The sequence below is a fragment of the Streptomyces sp. E-08 genome (assembly GCF_049913095.1).
Lineage (GTDB): Bacteria > Actinomycetota > Actinomycetes > Streptomycetales > Streptomycetaceae > Streptomyces.
In genome coordinates this window covers 3,606,383-3,625,639 of the sequence record NZ_CP183971.1, presented here as the reverse complement: position 1 = coordinate 3,625,639, position 19,257 = coordinate 3,606,383, and the positions used below count along the sequence as shown (strand labels likewise).

At 72.6% G+C, this 19,257-nt stretch carries 18 protein-coding genes; 13 read left to right on the top strand and 5 right to left on the bottom strand.

Annotated features, from left to right (window positions below; all coding sequences use genetic code 11):
* Nucleotides 1-30 precede the first annotated feature (30 nt).
* Nucleotides 31-681, bottom strand: coding sequence for a MerR family transcriptional regulator (locus tag ACN9MM_RS16455; protein ID WP_426368757.1), 651 nt, complete (start codon nt 679-681; stop codon nt 31-33).
* A 271-nt stretch (nt 682-952) separates the two neighbouring features.
* Between ACN9MM_RS16455 and ACN9MM_RS16450 the strand changes: the two genes are divergently transcribed.
* From ACN9MM_RS16450 to ACN9MM_RS16430, 5 genes are all read left to right on the top strand, one after another.
* Complete coding sequence (locus tag ACN9MM_RS16450) at nt 953-2,482, top strand: flavin-containing monooxygenase (RefSeq protein ID WP_426364331.1); 1,530 nt, start codon at nt 953-955, stop codon at nt 2,480-2,482.
* Nucleotides 2,479-3,405 (top strand): alpha/beta fold hydrolase, encoded by a 927-nt coding sequence (locus ACN9MM_RS16445; protein WP_426364330.1) that lies wholly within the window; start codon nt 2,479-2,481, stop codon nt 3,403-3,405. Before ACN9MM_RS16450 ends, ACN9MM_RS16445 begins: the two co-directional genes overlap by 4 nt.
* Nucleotides 3,402-4,292 (top strand): SDR family oxidoreductase, encoded by an 891-nt coding sequence (locus ACN9MM_RS16440; RefSeq protein WP_382867498.1) that lies wholly within the window; start codon nt 3,402-3,404, stop codon nt 4,290-4,292. Before ACN9MM_RS16445 ends, ACN9MM_RS16440 begins: the two co-directional genes overlap by 4 nt.
* A gap of 111 nt (nt 4,293-4,403) precedes the next feature.
* Nucleotides 4,404-4,589: a hypothetical protein gene (locus ACN9MM_RS16435; RefSeq protein WP_382867497.1), complete on the top strand. Its 186-nt coding sequence runs from the start codon at nt 4,404-4,406 to the stop codon at nt 4,587-4,589.
* A 123-nt stretch (nt 4,590-4,712) separates the two neighbouring features.
* Nucleotides 4,713-5,207, top strand: a complete 495-nt coding sequence (locus ACN9MM_RS16430) for a GNAT family N-acetyltransferase (RefSeq protein ID WP_426364329.1) — start codon at nt 4,713-4,715, stop codon at nt 5,205-5,207.
* Nucleotides 5,208-5,233: 26 nt separating this feature from the next.
* Here the strand turns inward: ACN9MM_RS16430 and ACN9MM_RS16425 are convergent, their stop codons facing one another.
* The gene (locus ACN9MM_RS16425) at nt 5,234-8,536 is read right to left on the bottom strand and encodes a S41 family peptidase (protein ID WP_426364328.1); all 3,303 of its coding nucleotides are present in this window, start codon (nt 8,534-8,536) and stop codon (nt 5,234-5,236) included.
* A 164-nt stretch (nt 8,537-8,700) separates the two neighbouring features.
* Between ACN9MM_RS16425 and ACN9MM_RS16420 the strand changes: the two genes are divergently transcribed.
* Complete coding sequence (locus tag ACN9MM_RS16420; RefSeq protein ID WP_426364327.1) at nt 8,701-9,273, top strand: TetR/AcrR family transcriptional regulator; 573 nt, start codon at nt 8,701-8,703, stop codon at nt 9,271-9,273.
* A gap of 118 nt (nt 9,274-9,391) precedes the next feature.
* Nucleotides 9,392-11,551 (top strand): MMPL family transporter, encoded by a 2,160-nt coding sequence (locus ACN9MM_RS16415; RefSeq protein ID WP_426364326.1) that lies wholly within the window; start codon nt 9,392-9,394, stop codon nt 11,549-11,551.
* 63 nt (nt 11,552-11,614) lie between these two features.
* On the opposite strand, the gene ACN9MM_RS16410 is transcribed toward ACN9MM_RS16415, so the two are convergent.
* On the bottom strand, nt 11,615-11,974 hold the full coding sequence (locus ACN9MM_RS16410; RefSeq protein ID WP_426364325.1) for an SsgA family sporulation/cell division regulator: 360 nt from the start codon (nt 11,972-11,974) through the stop codon (nt 11,615-11,617).
* Between the two features lie 178 nt (nt 11,975-12,152).
* On the opposite strand from ACN9MM_RS16410, the gene ACN9MM_RS16405 reads away from it, so the two are divergent.
* From ACN9MM_RS16405 to ACN9MM_RS16380, 6 genes are all read left to right on the top strand, one after another.
* On the top strand, nt 12,153-13,184 hold the full coding sequence (locus tag ACN9MM_RS16405) for an energy-coupling factor ABC transporter permease (protein WP_426364324.1): 1,032 nt from the start codon (nt 12,153-12,155) through the stop codon (nt 13,182-13,184).
* Between the two features lies 1 nt (nt 13,185).
* Nucleotides 13,186-13,947, top strand: coding sequence for a cobalt ECF transporter T component CbiQ (cbiQ, locus tag ACN9MM_RS16400; protein WP_426364323.1), 762 nt, complete (start codon nt 13,186-13,188; stop codon nt 13,945-13,947).
* Nucleotides 13,944-14,693: an energy-coupling factor ABC transporter ATP-binding protein gene (locus ACN9MM_RS16395; protein ID WP_426364322.1), complete on the top strand. Its 750-nt coding sequence runs from the start codon at nt 13,944-13,946 to the stop codon at nt 14,691-14,693. Before cbiQ ends, ACN9MM_RS16395 begins: the two co-directional genes overlap by 4 nt.
* Nucleotides 14,694-14,766: 73 nt before the next feature.
* Nucleotides 14,767-15,933, top strand: a complete 1,167-nt coding sequence (locus ACN9MM_RS16390) for a serine hydrolase domain-containing protein (protein ID WP_426364321.1) — start codon at nt 14,767-14,769, stop codon at nt 15,931-15,933.
* A 159-nt stretch (nt 15,934-16,092) separates the two neighbouring features.
* Nucleotides 16,093-17,148: an ArsR family transcriptional regulator gene (locus ACN9MM_RS16385; RefSeq protein ID WP_426364320.1), complete on the top strand. Its 1,056-nt coding sequence runs from the start codon at nt 16,093-16,095 to the stop codon at nt 17,146-17,148.
* Nucleotides 17,149-17,173: 25 nt separating this feature from the next.
* Nucleotides 17,174-17,680 carry a YbaK/EbsC family protein gene (locus tag ACN9MM_RS16380; RefSeq protein ID WP_426364319.1) on the top strand — a complete coding sequence of 169 codons (507 nt, stop codon included), beginning with the start codon at nt 17,174-17,176 and terminating at the stop codon, nt 17,678-17,680.
* A 7-nt stretch (nt 17,681-17,687) separates the two neighbouring features.
* Here ACN9MM_RS16380 and ACN9MM_RS16375 read toward each other — a convergent pair whose 3' ends face one another.
* The gene (locus ACN9MM_RS16375; RefSeq protein WP_403541023.1) at nt 17,688-18,305 is read right to left on the bottom strand and encodes a LysE family translocator; all 618 of its coding nucleotides are present in this window, start codon (nt 18,303-18,305) and stop codon (nt 17,688-17,690) included.
* A 76-nt stretch (nt 18,306-18,381) separates the two neighbouring features.
* The gene (locus ACN9MM_RS16370; RefSeq protein WP_426364318.1) at nt 18,382-19,149 is read right to left on the bottom strand and encodes a 2OG-Fe dioxygenase family protein; all 768 of its coding nucleotides are present in this window, start codon (nt 19,147-19,149) and stop codon (nt 18,382-18,384) included.
* Nucleotides 19,150-19,257 lie beyond the last annotated feature (108 nt).

Below are 19,257 nucleotides of genomic sequence, written 5' to 3'. Positions count from 1 at the left end.
TGAAGAACCGTTGAAGAACCTGTCAGGCGATCATGAGGCCGTTCCGGATGCCTGGGGGGCCTCGGGAGCCTCGCGCAGCCGCCGGTCGAGCGCCATGGACAGTTCGGCCTCGACCACGCTCTTGGCGAGCGGGCGCAGCCGCCACAGGTCGTCGCCGTCCGCGTAGGTGCGCAGGAGTTCGGTGAAGAGCTCGGCGAGGGCGTCGGCGTGCTCGCGGACGCGGGCGCCCGCCTTGAGGACCTCGGCGAGCGGGACGCCCTCCCGGACGAGGGCGGCGGAGACGTCGAGCAGCCGGCGGCTGATGTGGATGATCTCCTCGCCGTCGGCGACGAGGTAGCCGAGGTCGAGCGCGGCGGCGAGGTTCTCGGCGGTGACCTCGCCGGCGAAGTGGTCGGCGAGTTCCTCGGGGGTGAGGCGGACCGGCTCCTCCTCGGAGGGGGCGGGCAGTGCGAGGACCTCGCGGACGTTGCGGCCGCTCTCGAAGGCGGTGGTGAGGTCGGCGATGCCGTTGAGGGTGTGGCCGCGCTCCAGGAGGGCGGCGATGGTACGGAGCCGGGCCAGGTGGCTGTCGTCGTACCAGGCGATGCGGCCCTCGCGGCGGGGCGGCGGGATCAGTCCGCGCTCGCGGTAGAAGCGCAGGGTGCGCACGGTGATGCCGGCGGTGGAGGCCAGTTCCTCCATGCGGTACTCGCGGTGCGCGGGCGCGCCGGCGTTCAGCGCCTCGCCCGTGCCGCGGTGGGGCGCCTCGCGCGTGCTGCCGTCGGGCGCCTCGCGCGGGCCGTCCTGTGCGCCCGTCTCGGGACGTGATCCTTCTGCCACACCCGCCAGCCTATGTTGTACCGCCGGTAACTTTCCCTCGCCGTACCCCTACCGCTCGGTAAGGAGCTGCTCTACAGTCCCGACTGTGCCAGTGATTGCTGGCGGAATCGTGGCCGGGCGCACAGGAGGCGGCATGGCGAAGCACGAGCAGGTCAAGGTGGCGGTGATCGGGTCGGGATTCGGCGGCATCGGGGCCGCCGTCCGGCTCCGCCGCGAGGGGATCACCGACTTCGTCGTCCTGGAGCGGGCCGACTCCGTGGGAGGCGCCTGGCGCGACAACAGCTACCCCGGCTGCGCCTGCGACGTCCCCTCCCACCTCTACTCCTTCTCCTTCGCGCCCAACCCGGACTGGCCCCGGACCTTCTCCGGACAGCGCCACATCCGCGCCTACCTGGAGCACGTCACCGACACCTTCGGGATCCGCCCGCACCTCCGTCTCGGCCACGAGATGCTGAAGGCCCGCTGGGACGCGGAGACCCTCCGCTGGGAGATCGAGACCAGCGGCGGCACCTTCAGCGCCGAGGTCCTCGTCGCCGCCGCCGGACCGCTCTCCGACCCGCGGATCCCCGACATCCCGGGCCTCGCCGACTTCCCCGGCAAGGTCTTCCACTCGGCCCGCTGGGACCACGACTACGACCTGCGCGGCAAGCGCGTCGCCATGGTCGGCACCGGCGCCTCCGCCATCCAGATCGTGCCCGAGATCCAGCGCGAGGTCGGCAGGCTCACCCTCTTCCAGCGCACGCCCCCCTGGGTCATGCCCCGCATGGACCGCTCGATCAGCGCCCCCGAGCGCTGGCTCCACCGCACGCTCCCGGCCACGGCGACCCTGCGCCGGGGCATCCTCTGGGGCATCCGCGAGCTCCAGGTCGGCGCCTTCACCAAGCATCCGGGCGAGCTCGGCCTGGTCGAGAAGCTCGCCAAGGCCAACATCGCGCGTTCCGTCAAGGACCCGGAGCTGCGGGCCAGGCTGACGCCCTCGTACCGCATCGGCTGCAAGCGGATCCTGCTCTCCAACACGTACTATCCGGCGCTCGCCCAGCCGAACGTGGACGTCGTCGCCTCCGGTCTCCGCGAGGTCCGCGGCTCGACCGTGGTCGCCGCCGACGGCACCGAGACCGAGGTCGACGCGATCGTCTTCGGCACCGGCTTCCACGTCACCGACATCCCGATCGCCGAGCGCGTGGTCGGCGCCGAGGGCCACACCCTCGCCGAGTCCTGGAAGGACGGGGTCCAGGTGCTGCGCGGGGCCACCGCGGGCGGCTTCCCCAACCTCATGATGATCATCGGGCCGAACACCGGCCTCGGGAACTCCTCCATGATCCTCATGATCGAGTCCCAGCTGAACTACCTGGCCGACTACCTCCGCCAGCTCAAGGTCCTCGGAGGCCGGTCCGCCCTCGCCGTCCGCCCCTCCGCCGTCGGCGCCTGGAACCGCAAGGTCCAGTCCCGGATGGAGCGGACCGTGTGGAAGGCCGGCGGCTGCGACAGCTGGTACCTCGACGCCAGCGGCCGCAACACCACCCTGTGGCCCGGCACCACGGCCGAGTTCCGGCGCGAGACCCGGCAGGTCGACCTCTCCGAGTACGAGGTGATCCGCGCGCCGAAACCGGCGCCGGCGCCCGCGGCCCCCACGTCACGGAAGAAGAAGGAGACCGCCAAGTGACGCTCCAGAGCCTGCCCGCGCCCCGCGCGCTCACCGCCGTCTCCGCCGACGGCACCCCGGTCCACGTCGAGGTGTACGGCCCCGAGGGCGCGCCCGCCGTGGTCCTCTCCCACGGCTGGACCTGCTCGATCGCCTTCTGGGCCGAGCAGATACGGGCCCTCGCCGCCGACCACCGGGTCATCGCCTACGACCAGCGCGGCCACGGCAGGTCCCCCGCGCCCGCCGCCACCGGCGGCGCGGGCTACTCCACGACAGCGCTCGCCGACGACCTGGAGGCGGTGCTCGCGGCGACCCTCGGCCCCGGTGAGCGGGCCGTCCTGGCCGGCCACTCCATGGGCGGCATGACGATCATGGCCGCCGCCGGGCGGCCCGCGCTCCGGCAGCACGCCGCCGCCGTCCTGCTCTGCTCCACCGGGGCCTCGCGGCTGACCGCCGAGGCCACCGTCGTACCGCTGCGGCCCGGCGGCCTGCGCAGCCGGCTGACCGCGGCCGTCCTCGGCGCGAAGGCCCCGCTCGGCCCGGTCAACGCCGTCTCGAAGAAGGTCCTGAAGTACGCGACGATGGGACCGGCCTCGGCGCCCGGGCGGGTCGAGGCCTGCGCCCGGATCGTGCACGCCTGCCCGCGCGGCGCCCGCTACGGCTGGTCGCAGGTCCTGGCCGGTCTCGACCTGGAGGCGGGACTGCGGGAGCTGCGGCTGCCGGTGGCCGTGCTCGTCGGCACCGCCGACCGGCTCACGCCGCCCGTGCACGCGCGGGTGATGGTGGAGGCGCTGCCGCACTGCACGGGCCTCGTCGAGCTGGCCGGCATGGGCCACATGACGCCGGTGGAGGCCCCCGAGGCCGTCACCGCGCAGATCCGTGAACTGACCCTCACGTACCTGGGCGTCACGTCCGGGGAGCAGGAGAAGGAGAAGCAGGCATGAGCAGGGTGAGCCTGGAAGGACAGGTCGCGGTCGTCACCGGCGGGGCCCGGGGGGTCGGGGAGCTCCTCGCGCGCAAGCTCTCGGCGCGCGGCGCGAAGATCGCGCTCGTCGGCCTGGAGCCGGAGCAGCTGAAGGAGGTCGCCGGGCGGCTGCACACCGAGGCCGACTGGTGGCACGCCGACGTCACCGACCACGAGGCGATGGCCAAGGTCGCGGCCGAGGTGAAGGAGCGGTTCGGGAAGGTCGACATCGTCGTCGCCAACGCCGGTGTCGCGTCGGGCGGTCCCTTCGTCGACTCCGACCCGGCCGCCTGGCGGCGGGTCATCGAGGTCAACCTGATCGGCGGCGCGGTGACGGGCCGGGCGTTCCTTCCGGTCCTCATGGAGTCCCGGGGGTACTTCCTCCAGATCGCCTCGCTCGCGGCCATCACCCCGGCCCCGATGATGACGGCGTACTGCGCGTCCAAGTCGGGCGTCGAGGCCTTCGCGCACAGCCTGCGCGCCGAGGTCGCGTACAAGGGCGTGAAGGTGGGCGTCGGTTACCTGTCCTGGACCGACACGGACATGGTGCGGGGCGCGGACCAGGACGACGTGATGAAGGAGCTGCGGCAGCGGCTGCCGTGGCCCTCGAACCGCACCTACCCCCTCGGCCCGGCCGTCGACCGGATCGTGGCGGGCATCGAGCGGCGCTCGGCCCATGTGTACGCGCAGTGGTGGCTGCGCGGGATGCAGTCGGTCCGCGGCTACCTGCCCGGCGTGATCGCCACGGTCGGGAAGCGCGAGATGCGGCGCTTCGAGCCCCGTCTGAGCTCGGTCTCCAAGGGGCTGGTGGGCGCGGGAGGAGCGGCGGACGAGCAGGCGCGGGCGGAGGGTTCCTCCGCGCGGTAGCCGTCCGTAACCGATCGACATGCGTGGAATGTTCGCTCGTGCAAGGCTGGTCGAGGCCCGAGGGGCACATCGCCCCGACCCCCCTCACACCCCTTCTAGGAGTGAACTTCCATGGGCATGAAGGACCAGTTCAAGGACAAGGCGGACCAGCTCAAGGAGCAGGCCAGGCAGGCCGCGGGCAAGGCGAAGGACGAGGCGTCCGAGCGCGCCTCCCAGGGCCGCGGCCGCTCCGACGAGGAGACCCGCCGGGCCCAGCAGGAGGCCCAGGACCGCATGGACCAGGACTACGACGCCTGACCCCGGCCCGTCCTTGACGAAGGCGCACCCGCGACACCGGGTGCGCCTTCGCCCGTGCCCGGAATCGGATCTCGGCCGGTAACTCACGCGCGCCCGCGGCCGGATCTTCGTACGGTGATCGGCATGGCCGTACTCGAGCGACTCCGCACCGATCACGCACCCGCCCTGCTCGCCTTCGAGCGGGAGAACCGGGCCTACTTCGCCGCGCGCGTGCCCGACCGGGGTGACGCGTACTTCGCCGCCTTCCCGGAGCGGCACCGGGCGCTGCTCGACGAGCAGGAGACCGGGACGATCCTCTTCCACGTCCTCGTGGCGGAGGACGGGGAGATCCTCGGGCGGTTCAACCTCGTGGACGTCGCCGACGGGTGCGCCGAGCTCGGCTACCGGGTGGCCGAGCGGGCGACCGGGCGCGGGGTGGCGACGGCCGGGGTGCGCGAGCTGTGCCGGCTGGCCCGCGAGGAGTACGGGCTCAGCCGGCTCACCGCCGTCACGACCCTCGACAACGCGGGGTCGAGGACCGTGCTCGGCCGGGTCGGGTTCGGGGCGGTCGGGAGCGTGACGCTCGACGGCGGCGCGCCCGGCACCGCCTACGAGCTGGACCTCGCGCTGACCTCCTGAGGCCGGCCCGATCGACAGGACACCCGTCAGGCCTCCGGTCGCGGCGGCAGTTTCGGGCGGGAGCGGTCCGGGAGGGACTCGTACCCCGGGGGGCTCGCCGCCGGGGTCTCGTCGAGCAGGGCGAGGGCGACGTGGACCGCGTCGTCGAGCTGGGCGTGCCGGCCCTCGGCCCAGTCGAGGGGGGTGCGCAGGACCGCGAGGTCGGGTTCGACGCCGTGGTTCTCCAGGGACCAGCCGTACTCGGGGAACCAGGCCGCGTTCATCGGCACCGTGATCTGGGTGCCGTCGCCGAGCCGGTGGCGGCCGGTCATGCCGACGACCCCGCCCCAGGTGCGCTGCCCGACGACCGGGCCGAGGCCGAGCAGCTTGAACGCGGCGGTGATCATGTCGCCGTCGGAGGAGGTGGCCTCGTCGGCGAGGGCGACGACGGGGCCGCGCGGGGCGTTGGAGGCGTAACTGACGGGCTGGGCGTTGCGCGTGAGGTCCCAGCCCAGGATCTTGCGGGTCAGCTTCTCGACGACGAGTTCGCTGATGTTGCCGCCGGCGTTGCCGCGCACGTCGACGATGAGGGCCGGCCGGGAGACCTCCATGCGCAGGTCGCGGTTGAACTGGGCCCAGCCGGAGCCGCCCATGTCGGGGATGTGGAGGTAGCCGCAGCGGCCGCCGCTGATCTCCCGTACCACCGCGCGCCGTTTGGCGACCCAGTCCTGGTAGCGCAGGGGCCGTTCGTCGACGAGCGGGACGACGGCGACGCGGCGGGCCGGGCCCTCGCCCTCGGCGGGGGTGAAGGTGAGCTCGACGGTGGTGCCGCCGGTGCCGGAGAGCAGCGGGTACGGGCCTGAGACCGGGTCCACGGGCCGGCCGTCGACATGGGTGAGGACGGCGCCCTCGCGGATGCCGGTGCCGGCGAGCGGGGAGCGGGCCTTGGAGTCGGAGGACTCGCCGGGCAGGATCCGCTTCACGGTCCAGCCGGCGTCCCGGGGCACGAGGTTGGCCCCGAGCAGGCCCATCGGCCGCTGGTAGTGCGGCGGGCCCTCGTTGCGGCGGGCGGGGGTGACGTACGCGTGCGAGGTGCCCAGTTCGCCCATCACCTCGCGGAGCAGGTCGGCGAACTCGTCGGGGGACGCGACCCGTTCGACGAGCGGACGGTACTGGTCGAGGACGGCCGTCCAGTCGACCCCGCCCATGCCGGGCTCCCAGAAGTAGGCGCGGACGATCCGGCCGGCCTCGTCGAAGGCCTGCCGCCACTCGGCGCCCGGGTCGATCTCGTGCAGGATGCGCCGCAGGTCCAGGTAGACGGTGGAGTCGCCGTCCCCGGACTCGGTGGCGGGCACGGCCCGCAGCTCGCCGTCGTCGGCGACGACGAGCCGGGTGCCGTCGCCGCTGACCGCGAACCAGTCGAGGTCCTTGGCGAGTTCGCTCTTGCGGGCCTTGGTGATGGAGAAGTGCTCCAGGGTGGGCTTGCCCGAGGTGTCGGTCGGGTTGGCGAAGGTCTCGCCGAGCGCGCCCGAGATGGGCCAGCGCAGCCAGACCAGGCCGCCGCCGCTGACCGGGTGCAGCGCCGAGTACTTGGAGGCGGCGACCGGGAAGGGCGTGACCCGGTCGGGCAGGCCCTCGGTTTCGACGGTGACCGTGCCGTCGGCGGTCTCCGTGTCGTCGTCGGCGGGGTCGAGGCCGCCGGCCGCCGGGCGCCCGTCGGGGAGCAGCGCGAACGGGGAGGGCGTGGCGGAGGAGAGCGGGACGAGGTAGGGGCGGCAGCCGAGCGGGAAGGACAGGTCGCCGGTGTGCACGTCGTACACCGGGTCGAAGCCCCGCCAGGACAGGAAGGCGAGGTAGCGGCCGTCCCGGGTGAAGACCGGGTTCTCGTCCTCGAAGCGGCCGTTGGTGACGTCGACGACGGTGCGGGCGCCGGGGCCGGAGATCCGGGCCATCTTGATGGAGCGCAGGGAGCGGCCGATGCCCGGGTGGGACCAGGTCAGCCAGTCGCCGTCGGGGGAGAACGCGAGGTCGCGGACGGGCCCGTTGACGGACCGGATCAGTTCGGTGACCTCGCCGTCGGACTCCTCGGTCGCGTCGAGGAGGAGGAGCCGGCCGTCGTGGGAGGCGATCGCGAGCCGCTCGCCGTCCGGGTCGGAGACCAGTTCCTCGACCCGGCCGAGGTCGCCCGAGGCGAGTCGGCGGGGCGGCCGGTCGCCGCTGGCGCGCGGCAGGTAGGCGACCTCGACGGCGTCCTCGCCCTCGGCGTCGGTGACGTACGCGACCTGGCCGCCGCTGCCGAGCATCTCGGGCAGCCGGACCCGGACGCCGGGGGTGTCGATGATGGTGCGGGCGGGGCCGTCGCGGTGCGTCAGCCAGTACAGGCTGCCGCGGACGGAGACGGCGGAGGCGCGGCCGGTCTCGTCGACGGAGACCGCGTCGACGTGGTGGGCGGCCGGCACCTGGTAGGAGCGGCGGCCGACGCGCTGGCCGCCGAGGCGGACCTCCAGCCTGCGGGGGCGGGAGTCGGCGGTGAGGGCGTCGACGACCCACAGTTCGCCCGCGCACTGGTAGACGACCCTGCGCCCGTCGCTGGAGGCGTGCCGGGCGTAGAAGTCGTCGTGGTCGGTGTGGCGGCGCAGGTCGGTGCCGTCGGGCCGGCAGGAGTAGAGGTTGCCGACGCCCTCGTGGTCGGAGAGGAAGGCGATGCGCCCGCCGACGGCCATGGGGGCGTCGAGGTGACCGCCGATGTCGGGCAGCAGCCGTTCCCCGTGGAGCCAGAGGCGGCCGGTGGCGCCGCCCAGGTACCGCTTCCAGGCGGCCGGTTCGTGCGGCGGCTTCCCGGTGAGGAGGAGGCTGCGGCGCTCGCCGTCCTGTCCGGTGACCGCGGGGTCGTCGGTGACCGCTATGTCCGAGACGGGGCCCCAGGGCAGGCGGAGGCCGGGGGAGCCGTCGGTGGGGACGGTGTAGGCCCAGGAGTAGTACGAGAAGGGCTGCCCGTGCGAGGAGACGGCGAGGATGTCGGAGCGGCCGTCCTTGTCGGGGGGTGTCCAGCCGCAGACCCGGGTGTCGGTGGAGCCCCAGTGGGTGAGGCGCCGGGCGGGGCCGCCGTCGATGGGGACGAGGTGGATCTCGGGGTCGAGGCTGCGCCAGTTCGTGTAGGCGATGTGCCGCCCGTCCGGCGAGAAGCGCGGGTGCCCGACCCGCGTCCGGTCGACGGTCAGGCGCCAGGCCCGGCCGGGGCGGTGGCCCTCGGGGACGAGCGGGGCGAGCCACACGTCGTCCTCGGCGGCGAAGCACAGCAGGTCGTCGTGGAGGTGCGGAAAACGGAGATACGCGACGTCGTCACTCACCCGTTCATGCTTTCCGCGCGGAGGGGGCGCGGCAACTCGTACGTGTATGCGGACTTCCACGGGAGTGTGGTCCAGGACACGTACGAAACGGTTTCGTTTCGCTGAGGTGGTGGGTATATCGTCATGGTGTACGAAACCGTTTCGTTCGGATCGGAGCACCGGCCATGGCACGCAGCAGACTCACTCCCGAGCGGGAGTCCGAGCTGTACGCGGCCGTGCTCGAACTCCTCCGCGAGGTCGGCTACGACGCCCTCACCATGGACGCCGTCGCCGCCCGCACCCACTCCAGCAAGGCCACCCTCTACCGCCAGTGGGGGAGCAAGCCCGAGCTGGTCGCCCGGGCGCTGCGGCACAACAAGCCGGTCGACATCACCGAGATCGACACCGGCACCCTGCGGGGCGACATCCAGGAGATGCTCGCCCTCACCGACGACTGCCAGATGGACAAGGACGCCGCGCTGATGCGGGGTCTCGCCCATGCCGTCCACACCCAGCCCGAACTGCACCGCGCGCTGCGCGAGCTGCTCATCGAACCCGAGATGAACGGCCTCGACGAAGTCCTGCAGCGAGCGGTCCGGCGCGGCGAGATCGACGCCGGGAACCCGGCGCTGAAGCTCGTCCCGCACATGCTGATCGGTGCGTTCATCGCCCGCCCGCTGATCGAGGATCAGCCGGTCGACCGCGCCTTCCTCAGCGCCTACTTCGACGCCGTGGTGCTCCCCTCACTCGGTGCCTGATCACCTGAAGCCCCACCTCTCCACCTGAAGCTCCGCCTCTCCACCTGACGACGAACCGCTCACGCCGTCGGGCCGGCTCCCCATGTCCTGTCCCGCCCCACAATGGGAGTACGCCCCCGTGGCCACGTTCCTCTACAAGCTGGGCCGCACCGCCTTCCGGCGCCGACGGCTCGTCGCCCTCCTCTGGGTGGCGCTCCTCGCGCTCGCCGGCGTCGGTGCCGCCACCGCGCCCACCGCGACCTCCAGCTCCTTCTCGATCCCCGGCACCGAGGCGCAGCGCGCCTTCGACCTGCTCGAAGAGCGCTTCCCGGGCGCCGGAGCCGACGGGGCCACCGCCCGCGTCGTCTTCAAGGCCCCCGCGGGCGAGAAGATGACCGACCCGGCGCACAAGGCCGTCGTCGAGGAGACCGTCTCCGCGCTGAAGTCGGGCTCCGACCAGATCGTCCAGGTCACCGACCCGTACACCGCGCACGCCGTCTCGCAGAACGGCTCCACCGCCTACGTCTCGGTCTCCTACAAGGTCAACGCCATGGAGCTGACCGACGAGACCCGCGACGCGCTGAAGCAGGCCGGGGAGAACGCGCAGGGCAAGGGCCTGACCGTCGAGGTCGGCGGCGACGCCCTCCAGTCCATGCCCGAGCAGGGCGCGAGCGAGGCCATCGGCATCGTCCTCGCGGGCATCGTGCTCGTCGTCACCTTCGGCTCGCTCGTCGCGGCCGGGCTCCCGCTGCTCACCGCGGTCATCGGCGTCGGCATCGGCGTCTCGACGATCACCGCGCTCGCCAAGGTCCTCGACCTCGGCAACACCACCTCCACGCTCGCGTCGATGATCGGCCTCGCCGTCGGCATCGACTACGCCCTCTTCATCGTCTCCCGCTACCGCGCGGAGCTCGCCGAGGGCCGCACGAAGGAGGACGCCGCCGGGCGCGCGGTCGGCACGGCCGGCTCGGCCGTCGTCTTCGCCGGACTCACCGTCGTCATCGCCCTGGTCGGCCTGGCCGTCGTCAACATCCCGATGCTGACGAAGATGGGCTTCGCCGCCGCCGGCACGGTCGTGATCGCGGTCCTCATCGCGCTCACCCTCATCCCGGCCCTGCTCGGCTTCGCCGGCGACAAGGTCGTCAGCCGCAAGCAGCGCAAGGGCACCGCCAAGGCGAGCGACAAGCCCAACGGCGGCACCCGCTGGGCCCGTTTCGTCATCCGCCGCCCGCTGATGGTCCTCATCGTCGGCGTCCTCGGCCTCGGTGCGATCGCCGTGCCCGCGGCCTCCCTGGAGATGGGCCTCCCGGACGACGGCGTCAAGTCGACCGCGACCTCCGAGCGCCGTGCGTACGACGCGCTGTCCGACGGTTTCGGCCCCGGCTTCAACGGCCCGCTGATGGTCGTCGTGGACGGCGACAAGGCGACCGCCGACCGGACGGTCTCCACGATCAAGGGCCTCGACGGCTGGGCGGCGGTCACCCCGGCGACCCCGAACAAGGCCGGCGACGCCGCGATGATCACCGTGATCCCGAAGGACCGGCCGTCCTCGACCGCCACCGAGGGTCTGGTCCACGACATCCGTGACGCCACGGGCGACGACGTCCTCGTCACCGGCGCCACCGCGATGAACATCGACTTCTCGCAGAAGATGAACGACGCCCTGGTGCCCTACCTGGCCCTCGTCGTCGGCCTCGCGTTCGTGCTCCTGACCCTGGTCTTCCGCTCGGTCCTCGTCCCGCTGAAGGCGGCCCTCGGCTTCCTGCTCTCGGTGGTCGCGGCCCTCGGCGCGGTCGTCGCGGTCTTCCAGTGGGGCTGGCTGGGCAGCCTCTTCGGGGTCGAGCAGACCGGCCCGATCATGTCGATGATGCCGATCTTCATGGTGGGCGTCGTGTTCGGCCTCGCGATGGACTACGAGGTCTTCCTCGTCACCCGCATGCGAGAGGCGTACGTCCACGGCGAGCGTCCCGGCGAGGCGATCGTGACCGGCTTCCGGCACAGCGCCCGGGTGGTCACCGCCGCCGCGGTGATCATGATCGCGGTCTTCTCCGGCTTCATGGGCATGGACGACCAGATGGTCAAGATGATCGGCTTCGGTCTGGCCGCCGCGGTCCTCTTCGACGCCTTCGTGGTCCGCATGGCGATCGTCCCTGCCGTCCTCGCGCTCCTCGGCCACAAGGCCTGGTGGCTGCCGAGGTGGCTGGACCGGATCCTGCCGAACGTGGACGTGGAGGGCGAAGGCCTCGCGAAGTCCACCGGTGAGCCCGGTGCCGCGAAGCCGGACCTCGTGAAGGTCTGATGACCTGGTGAGGGTCTGATGACCTCGTGAGGGTCTGATCCCGGCTCCGGTCCCCGTGCGCCGTCAGTGTGTCGTCATCGACGTACTGGCGGCGTACGTGTGCTTCAGGAAGCGGAGCAGGGCCGTGGTGTCGAACTGGACGACGGTGACCCCGTCGCCCGTGTGGAGTTCGACGACCGTCTGGACGCGGCCGCAGGGCCAGACCCCGATGTCGCCGCGCCGGGTCGGGGCGCGCAGTCCGGTCTCCAGGAGGGCCCGCGGGAAGGACCACTCGACGGCGCCGGGGAAGCCGAGGCGGACCGTGTCAGGGGAGAACTCGGGGTCGTAACGGAGGGACACCGGGACCGGGCGGGAGAGGGGGGCGTCGCTGATGATCCGTCCCTTGGCGTGGTCGTCGACGATGTGGTCGTGCGCGCCGGCCATCGGAGGCTCCTCACATTTGTCCTCTTATCGACTAATGGTTCCACTTCTTCCCGGCGACGGCGCGCCGCATGCGTGTGCGGCGCCGGGTGTGCGCGGAGTCACGTGCCTCCGGGCGCCGTCGTTCTGTGACCCATGCGCTCTTGCAAGCTCTTTGCAGGAGCGCTCTATCATTCCGGACGTGCATGTACCTGACGGATTCATCAACGCCCCCGTGTCGGCCGCCGCCGGTGTCGTCGCCGCCGGCGCCGTCGCCGCCGGCCTGCGTGGCGCCCGCCGCGAGCTGGACGAGCGGACCGCGCCGCTCGCCGGCCTCGTCGCGGCCTTCATCTTCGCCGTCCAGATGCTGAACTTCCCGGTCGCCGCCGGGACCAGCGGACACCTCCTCGGCGGTGCGCTCGCGGCGATCCTCGTCGGGCCCTGGACCGGCGTCCTGTGCATCGCCGTGGTCCTGCTCATGCAGGGCATCCTCTTCGCCGACGGCGGCCTCACCGCGCTCGGCGTGAACATCACGGTCATGGGCGTCGTCACCGTCGTCGTCGCCTACGCGCTCTTCCGCGGCCTCGTCCTCGTCCTGCCGCGCACCCGGCGCTCGGTGACCGTGGCCTCGTTCGCCGCCGCGCTCGTCTCCGTACCGGCCGCGGCCGCCGTCTTCACCCTCATCTACGCGATCGGCGGCACCACCGACGTCCCCGTCTCCAAGGTCCTCACGGCCATGGTCGGCGTGCACGTCCTCATCGGCGTCGGCGAGGCCGTCATCACGATGCTGACCGTCGGCGCCGTGATCGCCGTCCGCCCCGACCTGGTGTACGGCGCCCGCGGCCTGACCGCGCCGCTCAAGCTCCGCGTCGACGGCGAACTGGTCGACGCCGCCCCGGCTCCCGCCGCCGCCCCGGCCGCCACCGCCTCCCCGAAGAAGCTGTGGATCGGCGGCCTCGTCACCGCCCTGGTCCTCGCCGGCTTCGTCTCCTTCTACGCCTCCGCCAGCCCCGACGGCCTGGAGAAGGTCGCCGCCGACAAGGGCATCGACAAGAACGTCGAGGACCACGCCGCCGCCGACTCCCCGCTCGCCGACTACGGCGTCAAGGGCATCGAGGCCCCCCGGCTCTCCGGCGGCCTCGCCGGCGTCATCGGCGTCGGCGCCACCCTGGCCGTCGGCACCGGCGCCTTCTGGGTCGTCCGCCGCCGCAAGACCGCCGCCCAGGAGGCGTGACATGGGTGCGGGGCACGCGCACAGGCTCTACCGGGACGGGCGGTCGCCGGTCCACGGGCTGCCCCCGCACACCAAGCTCGCCGCCGTCCTCGGCTTCGTCGTGGTCGTCGTCTCGACGCCCCGCGAGGCCGTCTGGGCCTTCGCCCTCTACGCCGCACTCCTCGCGGGCGTCGCGGCGAAGGCCCGGATCCCGGCCGGCTTCCTGCTCAAGCGGCTGCTCATCGAGGTCCCGTTCGTCGCCTTCGCGCTGCTCATGCCCTTCGTGGTGCCCGGCGAGAAGACGACCCTCCTCGGGGTCTCGCTGAGCGTCCCCGGCCTGTGGGGCGCCTGGAACGTCCTCGCCAAGGGCACCCTCGGCGTCGCCGCCTCCGTGCTCCTCGCCTCCACCACCGAACTGCGGGCCCTGATCCTCGGCCTCCAGCGGCTGAAGCTGCCGCCGCTGCTCGTCCAGATCGCCTCGTTCATGATCCGGTACGGCGACGTCATCACCGACGAGATGCGCCGCATGTCCGTCGCCCGCCGCTCCCGCGGCTTCGAGGCGAAGGGCGTCCGCCACTGGGGCGTCCTCGCCAAGTCCGCGGGCGCGCTCTTCATCCGCTCCTACGAGCGCGGCGAACGCGTCCACCTCGCCATGGTCAGCCGCGGCTACACCGGCACCATGCCGGTCATCGACGAGGTCACCGCCACCCGCGCCCAGTGGGCGTACGCCGCCGCCCTGCCGCTCACCGCACTCCTGATCTGCCTCCTGGGATGGACCCTATGACCGCCCCCGCCCCCTCGCTGGACGTACGCGGCCTGGCGTACGCGTACCCCGACGGCCACCAGGCCCTCTTCGGCGTGGACCTGACCGTCGGACGCGGCGAACGGGTCGCCCTCCTCGGCCCCAACGGCGCCGGCAAGACCACCCTCGTGCTCCACCTCAACGGCATCCTCACCGGCGGCGCGGGCAGCGTCACCGTCGCCGGGCTGCCGGTCGGCAGGCAGCACATGGCCGAGATCCGCCGCAGGGTCGGCATCGTCTTCCAGGACCCCGACGACCAGCTGTTCATGCCGACCGTCCGCGAGGACGTGGCCTTCGGCCCGGCCGCCGCCGGGGTCCGGGGCGCCGAGCTCGACGCCGTGGTGCGGGGGGCCCTCGACCGGGTCGGCATGACGGAGTTCGCCGACCGGCCCCCGCATCACCTCTCCTTCGGGCAGCGCCGCCGGGTCGCCGTCGCCACGGTCCTCGCCATGGAGCCGGAGATCCTCGTCCTCGACGAGCCCTCCTCCAACCTGGACCCGGCCTCCCGCCGCGAGCTCGCCGACATCCTCAGGGCGCTCGACGTGACCGTCCTGATGGTCACCCACGACCTGCCGTACGCCCTGGAGCTCTGCCCGCGCGCGGTGATCCTCAGCGAGGGCACCATCGCCGCCGACGGGCGGACCGGCGACATCCTCGCCGACGAGGAGCTGATGGCCCGGCACCGCCTGGAGCTGCCGTTCGGCTTCGTCCCGGGCTCGGTGGACTGAGGCCCCCGGAATCCGTCCCCCGCCGGCCGCGTTGCACCATGGGGGGTCGGATCGGCGAGTGAGGAGTGGGGACGTGGACGTCCAGGGCACGGTGGCGGCGGGCTGGGAGCCGGTCAGGGACGCGTTCCTGCGCAACTTCGAGCAGCGGGGCGAGCGCGGCGCGGCCGTCGCCGTCCACCGCGACGGCGAGAAGGTCGTCGACCTGTGGGCGGGCGTGAAGGACGTCGACGGCACGGAGCCGTGGACGGCCGGCACCGCCCAGGTCGTCCGCTCGGCCACCAAGGGCGTCGCCGCCGCCGTCCCCCTGCTCCTGCACCAGCGCGGTCTGCTGGACCTGGACGCCCCCGTCGCCGCGTACTGGCCCGAGTTCAAGGCCCACGGCAAGGACCGGGTGACCGTACGGCAGCTCCTCGCGCACCGGGCCGGGGTGCCCGTCCTCGACCGGCCCCTCAGCCTCGCCGAGGCGGTCGACCTCCCCACGGCGACGGCCGCGATAGCCGCCCAGGCCCCCGTCTGGGAGCCCGGCACCGCCCACGGCTACCACGCCCACACCTTCAGCTGGCTGCTCTCCGGGCTCGTCCACCGGGTCACCGGCCGCACCGTCGGCCGCTGGGTCGCCGAGGAGATCACCGGCCCCCTCGGCCTCGACCTGTGGATCGGCCTGCCCGCCGCCGAGACCCACCGGGTCGGCCGGCTCGGCCCCGTCGAGGAGATCGACCCGCCCGGCGGCGGCGCGCTCAGGCTCCGCCCCAAGCGCTCCGTCACCGAGGCCTACGGGGACCCGGAGTCCCTCACCCGGCGCGCGTTCGGCGTCATCGATCCCAAGCCCGACGAGAACGACCCCGTCTACCGGGCCGCCGAACTGCCCGGCTCGGCGGGCGTCGCCACCGCCCGCGCCCTCGCCCGCTTCTACGCCGCCACCCTCGGGCCCGTCGACGGCGCCGAGCGCCTCTTCGCCCCGGCGACGCTCACCCTGGCCCGTACGGAGGAGTCCGCGGGCCCGGACCGGGTCCTCCTGGTCGGCACCCGCTTCGGCCTCGGCCACATGCTGCACGGCCCGGCCTCCCCGCTGCTCGGCCCCTCCTCCTTCGGCCACCCCGGCCGCGGCGGCTCCCTCGGCTTCGCCGACCCGGAATCCGGGATCGCCTTCGGGTACGTCACCAACGGCATGCGCAAGACGGTCACGGCCGACCCGCGTGCCCAGGCGCTCGTCCGGGCGGTGCGCTCCGTCCTGGGGTGAGAACCGGCCCGGCGGGCCGAAAACACGCTCTGACCGGCCGAAAAGCGTTTCCTGCACGGCGACTTGACATTGTGCACGGCAGCCGGACAGTTCCCCGGCCACCTGGCCGATACCGTGTGGCCGCTCCTCTGACCGGGGGAGCGGGCGCGGGGGTGCGTGGTGATCGAGATTCCGCTGCGGCGGTCCGGATGCGGAACGGTCCGGATCGCCGACAGCCGGCTCTGGGAGACGTACGGCAGCATCGGGCTGCTCTCCACCCGGCGCGGTCTCGCGCCGTGGCCGTACACCAACTGGGACCGGGCGGCCCGCCGTTCGCTGACCCGGGCCGAGGTGACCATCCCGGGCTGGCTCGTCCATCTGTACCGCGCCCGCGGCGGCGCCCTCCCGTCGTTCCTCCTCGTCGTCCCCCGCCCGTCCCGGGGTGACCTCACGGCCGACCTCGCCGCGCTCGCCGCCGTGCCCCCCGCCCGCGTCCGGGAGGAGCTGGAGCAGTGGTTCCCGCAGGGCGTCCCCGCCGAGGTGCGGCCCCTGTACGCGGATCCGCGGGCCCGCCTCGCCGAGCTCCGCGACTTCCTGCCCCGGTACCGGCGCGCGGCCCTGGCCCCGTACGAGGCGCCGCTGCGCGTCGCGACGGAGGAGGACATCCTGCTGCGCGCCCGGATCCTCGCCACGCAGGGCCCCGAGCGGCTGCTCGGGGCCCTGCGCGGGCGGCGGCTCTCGCGGCACGGTGACGTCCTGAGGCTGCACGGCACCGCCGCGAGCGGCCGGACCGCGGTGCCGGACGTCTCCCGGCTCGTCCTCGTCCCCCTGGTGTTCGGCAGGGGAGCCCCGTACTCCGCGTCCGCGCCCGACGGCACGACGGCCGTCTCCTACCAGGCCGAGGGGGCCGCCGTGCTCCTCGGGGAGGCGCGCCCGCCGGGCCGGCGGGGCGCCGCCGAGGATCCCGCGCGCGGGGACCGTCTGGAGATCCTGCTCGGCCGCAGCCGGGCCGGCGTCGTCCGCGGCCTCGTCGCCCCCACCACCACCTCGGACCTGGCCGCGGCCCTCGGGCTCGCCCCGAGCACGGTCTCCGAGCACCTCACCGCCCTCGTCGCCGCGGGCGTGGTGCGGCGGCGCCGGGAGGGCGTACGGGTGCTGTACGAGCTGGACGGCCCGGGTGTCGCGCTGCTCCGGCACATGGACAACAGGCGTAGGGTCAACGCACCCGATGCGTAAACCAGTTGAAAGCAGGAGGAACCGAATGGGCACGGACGGTACGGGCGTTGTGAACGACACCTACGAGAAGCTGCTCGCCCTGCTCGACGAGCGCGGCGCGGCCTACCGGGTGATCGAGCACGCCCCCGAGGGCGCCACCGAGGCGGTCAGCGCGCTGCGGGGCCACGCGCTCGACCGGGCGGCCAAGTGCATCATCGCCATGGTGAAGATCGGCAAGAAGGAGAAGCGCTTCGCGCTCGTCGTCGTACCGGGCGACCGGCGCATCGACCTGGGCGCCGTGAAGGCGCTGTACGGCGGCACGTACGTCTCCTTCGCCTCCCCGGAGATCGCGGAGGAGCTCGCGGGCTCGCAGAGCGGCACGATCCTCCCCTTCGCCTTCGACGAGCGCCTCGAACTCATCGTGGACCCCGACCTGCTGGTCCACGATGAGTTCTTCTTCAACGCGGCCCGGCTCGACCGCTCGCTCGCCCTCTCCGCCGAGGACTACCGGGCGATCGCCGAGCCGCGCGTGGAACGGGTCTCGACGGTCTGAGGCCTTCTCACGCCACGGACGGGGTGAGGGCGAGCACCATCCCGAGCCCCACGAGGATCGTCCCGATCACCTTGTTGAGCACGCTCTGCCGCTGCAGCAGCCGGGTGCGCAGGGACTGGTTCGAGAAGAGCACCGCGGCCAGCGCGAACCACACCAGGTGCGCGAGCGACATGAACAGGCCGTAGCCGACCTGCTGGAAGACCGGGGTGTCGGCGCTGACGACCTGGGTGTAGGTGCTCAGCACGAAGAGCATGGTCTTCGGGTTGAGCGCGTTCGTCAGGAAGCCGGTGCGCAGCGCCCCCGCCTTCGACAGGCCGGCGTCGCTCGACAGGTCGATGTCCACCTGGGCCTTGGTGACGAACGTCTTGTACCCGATGTACACCAGGTACGCGGCGCCGATCAGTTTCATCGCGGTGAAAAGCATCGGGGTCCGGGTCACCAGAAGTCCCACGCCGAGCATGGTGTAGGTGACATGGACGAGAACGCCCAGGGAAATGCCGACGGCAGCGAGAACGCCGGCGGTCCGCCCGTACAAATAGCTGTTCCGTACGGTCATCGCGAAGTCCGCACCGGGACTGATGACTGCCAGAATGGTGATGACCGCTACGGCGATTAGCTGACCCATTTTCCCGTCTTCTCACTCGGGTGGTGAACAGCGCGGGGGGCGCCGTCGTGGCCGCCCCCCGCGCCGCACCGGACACTTACGGCTTGTGACGGTAGGTGATCACCAGCACGTCGCGCGAGGCCGGGGCGGCGGGGTCCACCTGCTCGATGGGCGTGACGCCGTGGAAGACCCGCTCGTCGTTGACGAGCGCCAGGTCGAGGGGGTCGGTGAGGGAGAACTTCTCCACCGGCTGCTTGTCCAGGTTGAACACGGTGGACTCGCCGCCGGTGGCGTTCGAGCGGCCGACCATCGCCATCAGGACGAAGGTCACGCCGTCGCGGTGGACGCCCTCGGGGGTCGGCAGGCCGACCTCCTCGCCGTTCACCTCGATGCGGAACTGGTGGGCCTCGATGTGCCAGCCCGAGTACGGGGCGAGGCGACCGAAGATGTCGCAGCCCAGCGTCAGCAGGCTGTCCATCGTGCGGCCGCGCAGGATCTGGTCCTCGAACGGCTCGTAGTGCCGGGCCACGCCGCCGTTGAGGTTGTTGTAGTCGAGGCCCTGGTAGTGCGGCTGGTGGGTCTCGAAGCGGTAGTCGGCGCTCGCCCGGGGCGCGCTCAGCGTCGCGTGCCGGCGACGGCGGTAGCGCCCGCCGTCCGCCATGTAGCCGTCGAGCGGCATCCGGGACCAGCTGTCGCGGAACGGCTCCAGGTCGTCGATCGCGGTCTCGGAGCGCCGGAGCAGGAGCGACTTCACCTTGTCGCCGGAGATCAGGTCGAAGCTCCGGGAGGAAAGCGATTCGCAGATCTCCTCGACACCGGACTCGTACGACTCGTGCGACTCGGACGCGCGCTGCTGGGCAGCCATTTCTTCCCCCTGGCTCAAAAAGTGATCGTCGGCGGGATCGATCGTGTTATTCGGCCGGGGTGCGTGTCAAAGACTTTCGGCCCTGGCCGAATGGCCGCGAGTCCGCGT